Genomic DNA, 15,062 nt, shown 5'->3' with positions numbered 1-15,062 from the left:
TTACCGGTTTGCCCGGCCCTTCCTCTTGATGCCGCTGCGGACGGCAACGCACAGCGCTCCGATCAGCAACGCGCCGGCACAGGTGAGGAGCAGCGGTGTGGAGTCGGAGTTCCGGGTCCCGGCCAGGGTGCCGGAGTCGGTGTCGCGGGCGGGATCGGGAGCGCCGATGTCGGTGTCGAGGTCGGTGTCGCCCGCGAGGTCTTCCGTCGTGGTGGTCGGCGCCGGTGACGCCGGCGTTGCGGTGGACGGGGGTGCCGACGCGGATGCCGAGGGGCCCTGCGGGGACGGTGTCGTGGGTTTCGGGGCGGTGGGGGAGGAGGGCGCGGGCGGGGGTTTGCCGGGGCCCGACGAGAGGGTGGCGATGGCGACGTCGTCGTAGTGGGCCATCACGGCGGGGCTCCCGCCCTTCGCGTGTCCCTTCTCCGCTTTCCAGTTCGGCCGGTACAGGCCGATCTTGTGGTACGGGGCGGTCTCCTGGTGGTAGCTGTTCGGGCCCTGGTGTGATCCGACCGCGGCGCCGTCGCGCGAGACGGCGATCGAGCCCGGGGTGGTCGCGGTGGACCAGGTGATGTCGAAGGCCCACCGGTTCCAGTGCCCGAACCTCACCGTCCCGAGGTCGTACTTGACGCCCTGCACGGGCTGCGAACCCACCTGCCAGTGGACGTCCATCACCCATCGGTCGTTCTTGACGGCGAGGGCGATGGCGGGGATGGTGCCGGTCCCGCCGTGCCACTGGGAGACGATGGTCATGCGCTCGTAGCGCACCCAATCGCTGGGCAGGTGGTTGGAGAAGGTGTACCGGTAACTGCCGTAGGGGAGGCGGTCGGTGGCTATCTCGGCGCGGTAGGACCCGTCGTCGGGCATGGTGAACCGGGCGGCCCTGCCGTTGCCGCCGGCGGGCGCCGCGGTGACGCCCACGGTGCCGCCTCCCTCGACGCCCTTGCGGGGCCACCGGGCGGTGTCGCCCGACTCGAAGCCGTCCGTGAAGGGAATCGCGGTTCCCGCGGCGGCGGTCCCGGTCGGTGCGACGTGGATCGCCGACAGGATCGCCAGTAGTGCGGCGGCCGGTCCCTTGCGGCGGTGAAACGAAGACATGGACTTCCTCGGGTGGGGGCGACGACGGGTTCGCAACCGCGGTGCGCGCTGTCCGTGGCGTGGAGAAGCCGGCGCCGTCGGGGGAGGGGTGCGGTCTTGTGGAACGAGGCCGTCCGGCACCGGTGTCGGTGTTGGGGCGGTGATACCCGTCGGGGCGTGGTGGTGGGGGTTTCCGCCCGCTCGCGCGTGGCGCCCCGGGGCGAGGTCAGTGCCAGGGGATGGCGAGTTGGGCCCAGACGCGTTGGCCGGGGTGCAGGGCGACGGCGCCCCAGGTGGTGCTGAGTGCGTCGACGAGGAGGAGTCCGCGTCCGTGGTTGCTGCCGTTGTGCTCGGGTGCTTCCCAGCCTCGTCGGACGCGTGCGTGGTCGAAGCCGGGGCCGTGGTCGGTGATCTCGAGTCGGACGTAGGGTCCGTCCGTGTCGTGGGCGCCCAGGGACAGTGTGGCGAGGGCGGGCGTTTCGCCGTGTCGGATGGCGTTGGTGGCCAGTTCGGTGGCGATGAGGCAGAGGTCCTCGTCGAGGCGGCCGAGTCCCCAGCGGGCGAGGTGGGCGCTGATCCACGCGCGCAGATCGCCGGGGGCACGGCGGTCGTTGGGAAGACTGCGGCTGTGATGTCGCGAACGCCTCGCCGCAGCCGGTGGGGCCGGCGCACGGTTCTCCGGAATGCGGATCGCGGGCATGGGGGACTCCTCGGTGAGTCTGGGAGACGCCCGCGCTGAGCCGTTGTGGCGGTCCGAACACGCGAGGGGGACATCGGGGGTGATCGGACGCGGGCCTCAAAAGGTCTTACCAAAGAACATAGTATACGAAAAGCACGATGTCCAGATTTCGATACTTTAGGCCCGTCGGTCCAGGTCCGGGGAGTGCGGGAAACTCTCGCCGACGGGTCTGCACGATGAAAAGATATCGCATACGATGAACGGATGGTACGCAAAGACTGGGCCGAGCAGTTGCCGGTCGTGAAGAGCAAGGCGGATCTCGTCTACGAGAGTCTGCGCAAGGCGATCGCCCAGGGGGACATCGCGCCGGGCGAGCGCGTCAACATGGACGAGCTCGCCCGGACGCTGGGCGTGAGCAAGATTCCCATCCGGGAGGCCGTCAAGCGGCTGGAGGCCGACGGGCTGGTGGTGTCGCGGGTCCACTCCGGGGTGACCGTGGCGACCATCGACGTGACGGAGATGCGCGGAGTCTTCCTCGCCCGGGAGGCGATCGAGGCGTTGATCGCCCGCCTGGCGGCCGAGCACGTCACCGAGGGCCTGCTGGCGGATCTGGAGAGCGCGCAGGACGCCATGCGCGACGCGCTGGGCGCCGGCGAGGTGGTGCGTCTGCCGGAACTGAACTCGCAGTTCCATCGGGCGCTCGCACTGGCCGGCGGCTATCGCATCCTGGGCGAACTGACCGAGCAACTCCTGATGACCGTGCGTCGGTTCCGCATCACCGCGCCGATGGACGCCGGGAACTGGCGCCAGGTCGTCGCCGAGCACGACGCGATCCTCGACGCGCTGCGCCGCCGTGATCCGCAGGCGGCGGAGGACGCGGCGCGGACCCACATCAGTTCCCAGGCGGCCCACGAGGTGGACACCGACACCTGAGCCGCGCCGCGCTCGGGATGCGATACGGACCGCGCCGCGTCGCCGGTCGGTCAGCGCGGCGGGCCCAGGGGCGGCAGCCCCATGGCCTGCCGTTGGCCGTCGCGCAGCAGGCCGGCCGGACTGACGACGGACGCGCCGGCGTCGAGGACCAGTTCCGAACCGGTGAGCAGGGCTGCGGCGGGCGAGACGGCGAACGCGACCGCGTCGGCGACGTGCCCGGGCTCGGCGATCGTCCGCAGCGGATTGCTCTCCCGCAGGCGTTCCAGGTCTCCCTCGGGGCCGAGCCTGCCCTCGGTGGCGGGGGTGCGGACCCACCCGGGGGACAGGGTGACGAAGACGATGCCGTACCGGCCGTAGTCGACGGCGAGTTGGCGGTTGAGCGCGGCCACCGCGCCCTTGGCGGCGGCGTAGGCGGGCAGGCCGGGGGCCGCGGTGCGGTGCAGGACGGAGCCGATGGTGACCACGACGCCCGATCCGGCGTCGATCATCGCGGGCAGCACCTCGCGCACGGACAGGAACACCGAGGTGAGGTTGCTCGCCAACACCGATTCCCATTCCCGTTCGCTGGTGGCGTGCAGGGGTTTGCCCTCGGTGACGCCGGCGCAGGCGACCAGCACGTCGACGCGACCCGTGTCGGCGAGGACCTGCCGTACCGCACCTGCCACCTGCTCGGCGTCGGTGACGTCGGCGCGGTGGAAGTCGACGCCGTCCTGGCGGGGGTCGACGACGTCGATGCCGGCGACGCGCAGGCCGTCGAGGGCCAGGCGCGCGGCGACGGCGCGGCCGATGCCGCCCGCCACTCCGGTGATCAAAGCGGTTCGGGTCACGAGGCGATGCCTTTCGTCGAGGAGGCTTGCGGGCGGACCGCCCACCATGAAAGGTATACGATATTCTAAAGTAGCTCGTCCGGCATCTCTGGAGGCACCGTGCACCCCGCCGAACTCAGGTCCGCCCTACGCTCGCGGAGGCTTCTGGCCATCGTCCGCGGACTCGACCCGCAGGCCGCGCTCGACACGGTCCTGGCGCTGTTCGCCGCAGGCGTCGACATCGTCGAGGTGTCGCTGACCACGCCCGACGCACCGGCGGTCATCGAGCGGGCGCGCGCGGCACTGGGGCCCGACGCCGCGCTGGGCGCGGGTACCGTCGTGACCGCGGCCGACGCCCTCCTGGCCGCCCGAGCGGGGGCCGGCTTCGCGGTCACCCCCGGCGGGACCGCCGCCGTGTCCGAGGCCCGCTCGCTCGGCCTGCCGGTCCTGGCCGGCGCGCTGACCCCCGGCGAGGTGACCGCGGTGATCACGGCGGGCGCCACCGCCGTCAAGCTCTTCCCCGCGAGCCTGGGCGGACCGAGCCTCCTGCGCGCCATGCGCGCCCCGTTCCCCGACGTCGACTTCGTCCCCGTGGGCGGCATCGACATCGCCGCGGCTCGTGACTTCCTCGCCGCCGGCGCCTTGGCCGTCGGAGTCGGGAGCCCCCTCGTCGGCGCCGCCGCCGACACCGGGACGGACGCCGGCCTGGCCGAGCGGATCGCCCTCTTCCGCGCCCTCGCCTCGGAGACCCCGTGCCCGACGTCCTGACCATCGGGGAGGCCATGGCGGCCCTGCGCGCCGAACGGCCCCTGCACCTGGGCGGCGCGCTCCACCTGACCGTGGCCGGCGCGGAGGCCAACGTCGCGATCGGCCTGTCCCGACTCGGCCACCGGGCACGGTGGGTGGGCGTCAACGGCGCCGACGAGTTCGGCCGCCTGATACTGCGGACCCTGCGCGCCGAGGGCGTCGACGTCTCCCACGCCGCGGTCGACGAACACGCCCCCACCGGGCTGGTGATCTTCGAACCCCGCGTGGCCGACCTCGTCCGGGTGGGCTACTACCGCAGCGGATCGGCGGGATCGCACCTGGAACCACGACACGCCGCGGCGGCCCTGGAGGAGGGTGCCCGCATCGTCCACCTGACCGGCGTGACACCGGCCCTGGGGCCGGGCCCGCGCGCCGCGGTCGAGGCCGCGGTCCGATCCTCGGCACTGGTGTGTCTGGACGTGAACCACCGATCGCGGCTGTGGTCCGCCCACGAGGCCGCCACGGTCCTGCGCCCGCTCGCGCAGCACGTGGACGTGCTGGTCGCCTCCGACGACGAACTCGCCCTCGTCTGCCCCCCGCACGCCCGGCGCGAGAGCGAACGGGTGGAGGCGCTCCTGGCGACCGGGGTGCGGGAGGTGGTGATCAAGCGGGGGGCGGACGGCGCCGAGGTGTTCACCGCCACAGGGTCGACGTCTCGCCCCGCAGTACGCGTGCCCGTCAAGGACACCGTCGGCGCGGGCGACGCCTTCGTCGCGGGCTACCTGTCCGGGATCCTGGACGGTCTCGGCATACCGGATCGCCTGGAACGGGCGGTGACCACGGGCGCCTTCGCGGTCGCCGCCGCCGGCGACTGGGAGGGGCTTCCCTTCCGCGAGGAGCTCGATCTCCTGCGGGCGGCACCGGGAAGCACGCTGCGCTGACGCGAGCAGGTCGGCGCCGCCCTACGGCGGCCCCGCCCTGCTCCGCGAAGTGCCGCGACGACGACCACGGCACATCCCGTCGGGGCCGGAGGCCCCGAAGCCGACGAATCCCCCTGCCCGCACGACACCCCGGCTCCGACGCCACTCCGAGCGACGCCGCCGCGGCGGCCCCACTGCGACCGGCGTGCCACCCGGCCGACTCCGGACGACCCTCGGCATCTCACGGGCGCCCGGTACCGCTCGGGTGTGAGGGCCGTCCGGTCGCCTCGACGAACGCCCCACGGCCGGGGCCCGGCGGGCCTCAAGAATCGGTTCCTCGCGCCCCGCGACGCCCTGCGCTCGACTCGAAGTCGCACGGGGTACTCCCGTCCCCCGGCCCGTTTCGAGGCGCGGTGAACTCGCAGGAAACAAATCGGCAACAACCCCTGGCCAACGTTTCGTATATCGCATACCTTCGGGTCGTGCCGATCCACGAAGCACGGCTTGGAGGTGCCCGATGAGCACGACGACAGTCGCGACAGTCCCGACGAACCGCTCGTCCGCTCGTTCGGCCACCCGCAGCCGCAGGCCCGACGCACGGGTCCGCATCGGCGGCATCGGCATCGGCCGCGAGTTCGGCACCACCCCTTTCATCGCCACCGCCCCCGTGCGCCCCATCTGTTCCCTCGTCGTCCCCGTGGTCGCCTGCCCGGTCGCCGCGATCGCCCTCTCCGGGCGGCGCGAGAACGCCCACGGAGACCACCCCTCGCCGCCCGAACCCGCTCGGGAACGGCACCGACCACCCCGCAGGAGAACATCCGTGACAAACGCGCCCCTGCGCATCGCCAAGATTCAGGCACGCGCGCTGTCGGCCGGCTTCGACGAGCTCTACGACTCGCCCGAACAGGTGCCGGACTGGCTGCGCTACCCCGCCGCCAGCCACCGCGTCCTTCCCCGGCACGGCCAGTACGCCACCCTCGTCGAAGTACACGCCGAGGACGGCACCGTCGGCATCGGTGAGTGCTACGGGCTGCCCTCCCCGCAGGTCACCGCCACCGTCGTGGCCACGGTCCTGGCCCCACTGCTGATCGGCCAGGACGCCCTGGCCACCTCCGCCGTATGGGAACGCCTCTACCAGGGCCAGGCGGCCGGCGGCCACAACCGCGGCTTCTACCTCGAAGCCATGGCCGGCGTCGACCTCGCCCTGTGGGACCTGCGCGGCAAACTCGCCAACACCCCCGTCCACCGCCTCCTCGGCGGCCCCCTCCGCGACCGCATCCCCTGCTACGCCAGCCCCGTCGCCCTGCACGCCGACCCCCAGGAATCCGCCCGCCAGGCCCTGGACTACGTCGCCGACGGCTTCGAGGCCCTCAAGGTCAAGATCGGCCGCGGCGCCCGCGTCGACCGCGCCCACCTGAGCGCCGTACGCGCCGCCGTCGGCGAGGACGTCGAGATCCTCACCGACGCCAACTGTGCCTACGACCTGGACGAGGCCACCCGCGTCGGCGCCGTCCTCGCCGACCTCGACATCGCCTGGTTCGAGGAACCCCTCCAGGTCGACGACCTCACCAACCTCGCCGAACTGCGCCGCCGCACCGGGCTGACGATCGTCAACGGCGAGACCCACTTCACCCGATTCGACCTGCGCGACTCGCTCACCGCCGGCGCCATCGACGTGTTCATGCCCAACGTCGCCCGCAGCGGCGGCATCACCGAGGCCATGCGTCTGGTCGCCCTCGCCTCCGCGTTCCACGTCGACATCGCACCCCACGGCGTCGGATCCGGCGTCAGCCTGTGCGCCGCGCTGCAACTGTGCGCGGCCACCCCCAACCTGCGCACCTACGAATACAACCGACTGCCCAACCCCATCCGCGAACGCATCCTCCTCGACCCCCCGCAGTTCCGCGGCGGCGCACTGACCGTCCCACAAGGCCCCGGGCTGGGTTTCCGCCTCGACGAGGACATCGTCGACCGCTACACCGTCGCCAAGTACTGAACCCGCCACCCCTCCCACCGCCGTCCCGGCACCCACGCAACCGCACCAGTCACAAGGAGACACCGACCATGGCACCCCTGCGCCGCAGACTCGCCTTCGCCGCCCTGGCCTCGACCTGCCTGATAGCGGCCTCGGCCTGCTCGTCCGACGGCGGCTCGTCCGGGGGCGGCGACGGCCGGAAGACCGTCAAGTTCTGGTCGATGCCCTACTGGATCGGCCAGAACGACAAGGTCAAGCAACTCGTCGACGAGTTCAACGCCTCACAGACCAAGGTGAACGTCGAACTGACCCAGCTGGAGTGGAAGGACGGCCGCGAGAAGATCAAGTTGGCCGTCGCCGCCGGCAAGGGCCCCGACGTGTGGCTGATGAACAACGGCCTGGAACTCGACTACCTCAAGTCCAACACCCTCGCCTCCCTGGACACCCTGGGCTACACCCCCGCCGACCTCGACAAGTTCCTGCCCCTGTCCCGGATCGACGAGTACAACGGCAAGATGTACGGCGCGCCGCTCTACTTCGACGTCGACGTCATGCTGTACCGCACCGACATCCTCAAGGAATACGGCTTCGACGCCCCGCCCCGGACCTGGGACGAACTCAAGTCCACCGCCGCCGCGATCACCACCAAGTCCGCCGCCGCGGGAAAGAAGGTGAGCGGCTGGCAGTTCAAGGGCATGGACGACCACCTCAACGCGATCAACGCGACGTGGGAGAGCTTCCTGTGTCAGGCGGGCGGCAGCCTGACCACGCCGGACTTCAAGTCCTCCACGCAGAAGTCGGACGCCGGCAAGACGGCGATGAACTACATGCGCTCGTTCTACACCGACAAGATCTCCCCGGTCGGCACCAGCGCCCTCAACGGATTCATCAGCGGCGAGGTCGCGATGTTCCCGTTCTTCCAGTCGGTGGTCGGCAACGTGAAGGCGGGCGGGGACAAGGTCGCCGGAAAGTGGGCCGTCGCCCCGATGCCCACCGGTCCCAAGAGCGGCTGCTCGATGGTCGGCGGTCACAGCCTGGTCGCCAACGCCAAGGGCGGCGACCTCGCCGCCGCCGGAACGTTCATGCGCTGGCTGGCCTCCCCCGAACGCAGCGCCCAGTACATGGACTTCCAGGCGATCTTCCCCTACGACCCCACCAAGGTCGACCCGGCGGTGAAGGGCACCGTCGAGCAAAAGATCGCCGGCGACCCCAACTGGACGGCCATCATCGAACAACTCGACCGCAACACCCCCGACCTCGTCCTGCAGGACCGGCATGCCTTCCAGGCCCGCTGGGACGCCCAGAAGGCCTCCGTCGTCGCCGGCGTCAACGGCCAGAGCACCGTCGACAAGGCCCTCCAAGCCATCGACGACCAGGTCGACCAGGCCCTCGCCAACGAGAAGTAGCCCACCGATGACCACCCTCGCCCGACGCCCGGGAAAACACCCGTCCAAGGGACGCCGAGAAGGCCTCGTCGACAAGGCCTCACGTGCCGTGGACGACCGGGTCGACCGGGCCCTGACCAACGAGAAGTAGCCCACCGATGACCACTCTCACCGAACTCCCGGGGAAACCTCCCCCCACCCGGAGCACGAGCGCCCCGCGCCGGCTCCCGCGTCTGCTGGGCGGGCCCCGCCGGCGCCGCAGCGGCGCCCTGGCCGGCTGGCTGACCGTGGCACCCGCGCTCGTCGTCATCCTCGGGTTCACGTTCTACCCGATGGTGCAGTCGATGTTCTACAGCACCGAGCACTGGAACCTGCTGGGGCCCAAGACGGACGTCGGCGCGGACAACTACCGCACGATCCTGGCTGCGGGCACCTTCCGCGACAGCCTGGTCAACACCGTGGTGTTCACCGCCTTCACCCTGGTCGGCACCTACGTCCTGGCCCTGGCCACCGCGATCGCCGCCAACCGCGAACTCGCCTCCGCCCGCTTCGTGCGCACCGTCACGGTGTTGCCCGCCGTCATCCCGATGGTGGTGGCCGGTCTCGTCTGGAAGTGGCTGTACGAACCCGACCACGGGCTGGTCAACTCCCTGGCCTCCCTGGTCGGTTCCGACGGCGCACGCTGGCTGTTCGACAACGACCTCGCGCTGCCCGCGATCGCCGTCGTCAGCGTCTGGAAGGAATTCGGGATCTACGCCCTGATCCTGCTCGGCGGCCTCCAGCGCATCCCCGACGAGTTGTACGAGTCCGCCACCATCGACCGCGCGGGCCCCTGGCGACAGTTCCGCTCCATCACGCTGCCGATGCTCCGCCCGGCCAGCGCGGCGGTACTCCTGCTGCTGCTGTTCAACTCCTTCAAGGTGTTCGACCAGGTCTGGGTGATGACCGAGGGCGGCCCCGGCAACGCCACCCTCACCGTCGTCACCTTCATCTACACGCGCCTGCTCACCGACGTCGGAGTCGCCTGCGCCGCCTCGGTCGTGCTGTTCCTGATCCTGCTGACCGTCACCGTGATCAGGACCTGGCTCACCTCCTCGGAGGAATCGTGAAACACCGCACCCACCGCCTGGCCCCCGCACTGTGGCTCACCGCCGTCACGCTCTTCGCCGGACTGCCCGTCCTGTGGATGACGCTCACCTCCTTCCAGTCCATGGAACAACTCGTGGGCACCGGAAGCCACCTGGTCCCCGACCGCGTCACGTTCGACGCCTACGGCGAGGTCGTCAACAGCCACCCGTTCGGGCGCTGGTTCCTCAACTCGGTGCTCGTCGCGGTCGCCGTGGTCGCCGGCAACCTCGTCTTCGACACCCTCGCCGCGTACGGACTCAGCCGCATCCGCTTCCGCGGACGCCAAGCCGTCTTCACCCTGATCCTCGCCACCTTGATGATCCCCACCCAGGTCATCCTGGTCCCGCTCTACCTGGTCATGCGAGACCTCGACTGGATCGACACCTACTGGGCGCTGATCGTGCCCTTCCTCGCCAGCCCCACCGGCATCTTCCTGCTGCGCCAACACTTCGTCACCCTCCCCGTCCAACTCGACGAGGCCGCCGCCATCGACGGGGCCGGACGCATCCGCACCCTGGTCAGCGTCCTGCTCCCCAATTCCTGGGCCGCGCTGGGCACGGTGGCGGTCCTCAAGTTCATGTGGACCTGGGGCGAGTTCGCCTGGCCCTCGCTCGTCACCAACAACGAACACCTCAGCACCGTCCCGGTGGGACTGGCGCGATTCCAGAACCAGTTCGACCCGCGGTGGGACCTGCTGATGGCCGGCTCCGTCCTCGCCGCCATCCCCGTCGTCGTCGGCTTCATCCTCCTCCAACGCTTCTTCGTCCGAGGACTGACCAACGGCGCGGTCAAGGAATAGACGCAATCGACCCGGTCCGGGAACGAAAGCGGCGGCCGGTCGCCGCGGTCCCGCCGGCACATCGGGGCCACCTCGGCACGGCCCGTGTCACCGCGCGGGCCGAAGCCGACGACACCCCACGAGGCGGTCCCGACCCCCGACGCGTTCGGCGATCCCGAACCGACAACCCGGACCCGCCCCCGGTCTTCCCCCGCCCGAACTCCGCTGCGCACGACCGCCCGCACAGCGAAGTCCCGCCGACCGCTCCCTCCGGTCGCCTCCACGGGCGCCGGCAACCGCAAAGGAGACGACGGACGACGGTGGCCCGACGGCCGCCCGACGCAGCGGCGAGAGTCGGCCGTCGAAACGGCCGGCCGCCACAAGGTCGCACCTCCGAAAGCCATCGAAGGAGCCCCATGTCCCTGCCCCGTCCCCACGGCCCCAGCCGCCGGTCGATCCTGCGCGGCGCCGCCGTCGCCGGAGCAGCCACTGCCCTGACCCCTCTGGTCAACGTCCCCGCCGCCCAGGCCGCCACCACGGGCAACTACACGATCCGCTTCGACAACGGCCGCAGGCAGACCATTCTCGGACTCGGCTTCGAGATCCAGTCGGACTCGATCGGCTCCGGCAACAACGGCCTGCCCGACCTGGTCAGCGGCGTGCCGTACGACCTCACCGACTCGGAACGCGCCCGCTTCTACCGGCAGATGCTCAAGGCCGGGCGCTCCGACCGGGGATTTCGCTACTGCCGCCTCGCCATGGGCCTGTACTACCGCGGCCTCGACCCCACCCGGACCCTCATAAAGGGCCGCTACGACGGCCAGACCGCGCTGCTCGCCGACATGATCCGGCGAGCGGGCATCGAGGGCACCTCCGTCGAATACTGGTCCCCGGCACCCGGCTGGAAGAACAACGACTCCTACATCGGCGGCAGACTCAAGTCGTTCGACCCCGCGTTCCTCTCCCGATTCGGCGACGCCCTGGTCGCCGACCTCGACTACCTCACCGACGGCGGCGTGCCCGTGTCCATGTGGGGCCTGCAGAACGAACCCCGCTACGACACGCCCTACTCGTCGTGTGTGTACACGGCCGGGGAGTACCTGGCGGCGTTCAAGGCGAGCGCGGCCAAGGTACGTGCCGCGCATCCGAACGTCATGATCACCGCAGACAGCCTGGACGGCTGGAGTGGCGACATCGGCAGGGCCATCGCCGCCGACCCCCACGCTCTCGACCTCGTCGACGCATGGACCTATCACCACATCGGAGCGGACAGCGACCAGCACGTCTATCAGAACTGGACGTCCGGCGCTGCGGGCAAGCCCGTCTTCAACAACGAGTTCGAATACCTCCAGCCGCCGGCGAACGAGACATGGGGCGACCGCAGGACCATCAACACCGCACAGTCGATCATGAGCTGGATGACCTTCCAGAACGCGCCCACCTGGTTCTGGCTCCACGCCCTCAAGCCCACCACCAACGCCGAGTCCCCGCACTACTCCCTCGGCTTCTGGCGGCCCCCGCACGACACCGACTTCTCCCGGTTCCCCGACCTGCCCGCGCGGCACTGGACCTGGAACCCGCGCAACTGGAACGGCGTCGCCGGCTTCGTCAAATACATGCCCTGGAACTCCGTCCGCTACCACGTCGACGAGTCCGCGATCCTCGGGGACCAGCGGATCATGGCGTGGAAGACACCCGCCGGCAAACCCGTCTTCGCGATCACCAACCGCTCGACCACGCAGTCCTTCACCTACACCATCGACACCCAGACCGCGGCCCGCTTCGAGGGCTATCGCTACGGCCCACGAACCAACAACCAGGCACTCGGCCCGAAGAACGGGCCGAATGTCACCATGGTCGTTCCACCGCTGTCCGTCGAATTCTGGGTCCGCACGCCGTAGTCGTCGGATCCGGCCCCACGCCGCGCCCGTCGGCCCCGCCCTCGCCCCGCCCGTGCAGGCGGTGCCGACGGCGCGGAGCGTCCGGGTCGTCCATCCCTGTGAGACGGACGGCCCGGGCACTCACCCGACGGGCGGAACGTGATCGTACGAAACAGACCCACGGAAAGCCCCCGGTGCCGTGATCGACTCGTAGTCGTCCGCAGGGACGTCGGAATACTGTTCTCCCGGGCGGAATCGGAATTCGCATGCGGCCTTCCGGGACGGCGTCGAGGAAACCGCCTTTGCGTTCACCGCGCGGCGGTCCATGGCGGAAACCCCTTCCGGAAGGGACCCCGGCCGTACTACTCGGGAAACGACTCCGGTGCGAAAAGGAACGGAAATGCATGCCCGGTTCGTGCCGCGCTCCCCAAGCGGTCCGATGCACTCCGGCAACGTGTGCCGACCCGGCCCGGACCAACCGGATCGCCGGTGCATCGATGGCCCCGGAACCGTGCCGCAGGTACCCGAGGCCCCCCACAGCCGGACACGAACGCTCCTATAGGAGCGGATAATTGCGGTGCTTTGCCACAGCTGCGCCTTGTGGTTCAGCACCCGGGGTGGTGCGCAGACAGAGGATCAAGCCGGCGCCCGGTGGTGTCGGTCACTCCCGGGTCGGGCCGTCACGGCCGGACCCGGTTTCGGCGTTCATTCTTACGAAAGTGCGCAATATCGCCCGACGGCCCCGCCGTTCGAACCTTGCGATTGCGGACGCCGAACGCGTGAGTCCGACCCGAACGGAAACAAGGACCGGTCGACCCGAGGGCCGAACTGTCGCGGGTCGCAGATCGAAACAAAGAATTCACCTCGGGGATTTGACCGGTGAGGGCCATGGCACGATTCTTGTCGTCGGTGACCCGAAAGTCAGGCGCCCGGTGACATGCCCGGGCAACGGGGAACACCTTTCTTTTCCTGAGGAGATGTGTCTTTCCTATGTTCCGTATACAGCGGGTCGTGTCCCGCGCGGGTTCGATCGGTGTCGCAACCGGCCTGACGGCCGTGACGGTCGTCGGCCTGTCGCCCGCCGCCCACGCCGACGCGGACGCGGCGGTCCGCTTCCGAGGGCACGTCGCGGACACACGCAGTTCGGTCCTGCTCCAGGGCGACTCGCAGCCCACGACGACCGAGTTGATGATCCTGGGCACACGCAAGGGTGCCCCCGAGGTCCTGGTGTACTGCATCGATCTGGAGACGAACCTGCGCCCGGTGGACTACCGCGAGGGCACGTGGGCCGACTCCTGGCTCACGGACTCGGCCAAGGTCGCGAGGATCAACTGGGTGCTGAACCACTCGTATCCCAAGGTCACCGACCTGACCGCGCTGGGCACCGCCGCCGGACTGCCCCAGGGCAGGAAACTCTCCGCGGACGAGGCCGTCGCGGCGACGCAGGCGGCGATCTGGCACTACAGCAACGGCTTCGACGTCTCCAAGTGGAACAACGAGGACGTGCTGGACCTGTACGGCTTCCTGACGGGCGGCGCCGACCGGGGACGATCCGACGAGCCCGGAGCGTCGCTCGAACTGTCACCGGGGACCAAGTCCGGCAAGGACGGCGACGCCCCCGGCGTCGGTCCGGTGACCGTCAGGACTACCTCCACCGAGCCCGTCACGGTCGGTTTCGGCGCTCCGACACCGGCCGGCGCGACCCTGGTGGGAAGAGACGGCAACCCGATCACCTCCGCGACCAACGGGACCGACCTGTTCGTCAAGGTGCCCAGGACCGGGAAACCCGGCGAAGCGAGGATCACCGCCACGACCAAGGCCGGCGTCGACGTCGGACGAGTCTTCCTGGGCAAGGACCGCAAGCACACCCAGACCCTGATCACAGCGGGCTCCCGCCCCCTCCCGGTCGACGCCTCGGCCACGGTCCGGTGGAGCCCCGAGGCCGTCCCGGTCCCCTCCTCCCGAGCCAAGGAGGAGTGCGTCGAAGGGGGCGTGACCGTCACCCTCAAGAACACCGGCGACGCCCCGGCGGACTTCACGGTCGACGGCACCAAGACGACGGTGCCGCCCGGCGCGTCGAAGACCCACTTCGTCAAGGTCGCCGAGGACCGCGACTACAACATCAAGGTCACCGGCCCCGCCGGCTACGCCAAGACCCACAACGGCAATCTCGACTGCGTCGCGACACCCCCGGCCCCGCCGACCACCACGCCTCCGAAGGTGCCGCCCACCACGACCCGCAGCACGCCTCCCGCGGTGCCGCCGACCACGACCAGGCCCACCACCTCCGCCCCCACCCGGCCCGCGACGGTACCGGCGACCACGGCTTCGTCGACGGCGCCGCCGACCTCCGTACGGCCGACCACGCCTGCCACGAGCAAGCCCCCGATCGGTACGCCCTCCAACACGACCCCACCGTCGAGCTCGGCGTCGGCGTCGGCCCCCGAGCCCACCACGCCGCCCAGCTCGGCGCCGCCGAAACCGATCGTCGAGCCCGGCACGGACGACCAGCCGCTCACCGTCCCATGGCTCCCGGTCGCCCCGGTCGGTGACCCCAAGGACCTCGCCGAGACCGGCGGGGACGACTCCACCGTGGTCATCGTCACCGCCGCAGCCGTCGCGCTCCTGACGACCGGCGGCGGAGCGCTGTATCTCAACAAGCGCCGCGGCCGTCCCCGGGCCTGATCCGAGCGTCGGGCCGGGCCGACCGTCACCGCCGGTCGGCCCGGCCCGACGACACATCACAAGATCCTCCGT

Annotated in this window: 13 protein-coding genes; 10 read left to right on the top strand and 3 right to left on the bottom strand. The window is 70.4% G+C overall.

From position 1 onward, the window contains the following. Both OG948_RS34670 and OG948_RS34665 read right to left on the bottom strand, forming a co-directional pair. Window positions 1–1,095: a heparin lyase I family protein gene (locus tag OG948_RS34670; RefSeq protein ID WP_331768998.1), complete on the bottom strand. Its 1,095-nt coding sequence runs from the start codon at window positions 1,093–1,095 to the stop codon at window positions 1–3. Window positions 1,096–1,300: 205 nt separating this feature from the next. Then, the gene (locus OG948_RS34665; RefSeq protein WP_331768997.1) at window positions 1,301–1,774 is read right to left on the bottom strand and encodes an ATP-binding protein; all 474 of its coding nucleotides are present in this window, start codon (window positions 1,772–1,774) and stop codon (window positions 1,301–1,303) included. 243 nt (window positions 1,775–2,017) lie between these two features. Between OG948_RS34665 and OG948_RS34660 the strand changes: the two genes are divergently transcribed. Continuing rightward, a complete protein-coding gene (locus OG948_RS34660) occupies window positions 2,018–2,686 on the top strand; it encodes a GntR family transcriptional regulator (protein ID WP_331768996.1) in 669 nt (222 codons plus the stop codon). A gap of 50 nt (window positions 2,687–2,736) precedes the next feature. Here the strand turns inward: OG948_RS34660 and OG948_RS34655 are convergent, their stop codons facing one another. Then, window positions 2,737–3,513 carry an SDR family oxidoreductase gene (locus tag OG948_RS34655; RefSeq protein ID WP_331768995.1) on the bottom strand — a complete coding sequence of 259 codons (777 nt, stop codon included), beginning with the start codon at window positions 3,511–3,513 and terminating at the stop codon, window positions 2,737–2,739. Window positions 3,514–3,612: 99 nt separating this feature from the next. On the opposite strand from OG948_RS34655, the gene OG948_RS34650 reads away from it, so the two are divergent. The 9 genes from OG948_RS34650 (at window position 3,613) to OG948_RS34610 (ending at window position 14,990) form a co-directional block, all read left to right on the top strand. Continuing rightward, window positions 3,613–4,260, top strand: a complete 648-nt coding sequence (locus OG948_RS34650) for a bifunctional 4-hydroxy-2-oxoglutarate aldolase/2-dehydro-3-deoxy-phosphogluconate aldolase (protein ID WP_331768994.1) — start codon at window positions 3,613–3,615, stop codon at window positions 4,258–4,260. Continuing rightward, window positions 4,245–5,180, top strand: a complete 936-nt coding sequence (locus OG948_RS34645) for a sugar kinase (RefSeq protein ID WP_331768993.1) — start codon at window positions 4,245–4,247, stop codon at window positions 5,178–5,180. Before OG948_RS34650 ends, OG948_RS34645 begins: the two co-directional genes overlap by 16 nt. 799 nt (window positions 5,181–5,979) lie before the next feature. Further along, window positions 5,980–7,155 carry a mandelate racemase/muconate lactonizing enzyme family protein gene (locus OG948_RS34640; protein ID WP_406300422.1) on the top strand — a complete coding sequence of 392 codons (1,176 nt, stop codon included), beginning with the start codon at window positions 5,980–5,982 and terminating at the stop codon, window positions 7,153–7,155. Between the two features lie 68 nt (window positions 7,156–7,223). Continuing rightward, window positions 7,224–8,540: a sugar ABC transporter substrate-binding protein gene (locus OG948_RS34635; RefSeq protein WP_331768991.1), complete on the top strand. Its 1,317-nt coding sequence runs from the start codon at window positions 7,224–7,226 to the stop codon at window positions 8,538–8,540. A gap of 7 nt (window positions 8,541–8,547) precedes the next feature. Next, entirely contained in the window at window positions 8,548–8,670 is a 123-nt protein-coding gene (locus OG948_RS34630; RefSeq protein WP_331768990.1) for a hypothetical protein, read from the top strand. A 7-nt stretch (window positions 8,671–8,677) separates the two neighbouring features. Next, complete coding sequence (locus OG948_RS34625; RefSeq protein WP_331768989.1) at window positions 8,678–9,628, top strand: sugar ABC transporter permease; 951 nt, start codon at window positions 8,678–8,680, stop codon at window positions 9,626–9,628. Beyond that, window positions 9,625–10,446: a carbohydrate ABC transporter permease gene (locus OG948_RS34620; RefSeq protein ID WP_331768988.1), complete on the top strand. Its 822-nt coding sequence runs from the start codon at window positions 9,625–9,627 to the stop codon at window positions 10,444–10,446. Before OG948_RS34625 ends, OG948_RS34620 begins: the two co-directional genes overlap by 4 nt. A 395-nt stretch (window positions 10,447–10,841) precedes the next feature. Beyond that, entirely contained in the window at window positions 10,842–12,326 is a 1,485-nt protein-coding gene (locus OG948_RS34615; protein WP_331768987.1) for a hypothetical protein, read from the top strand. Window positions 12,327–13,295: 969 nt separating this feature from the next. Next, window positions 13,296–14,990, top strand: a complete 1,695-nt coding sequence (locus OG948_RS34610) for a Cys-Gln thioester bond-forming surface protein (RefSeq protein WP_331768986.1) — start codon at window positions 13,296–13,298, stop codon at window positions 14,988–14,990. Window positions 14,991–15,062 lie beyond the last annotated feature (72 nt).

It is taken from the genome of Embleya sp. NBC_00888, from assembly GCF_045207655.1.
Classification (GTDB): domain Bacteria; phylum Actinomycetota; class Actinomycetes; order Streptomycetales; family Streptomycetaceae; genus Embleya.
This window is presented reverse-complemented; position numbering and strand designations above follow the sequence as displayed.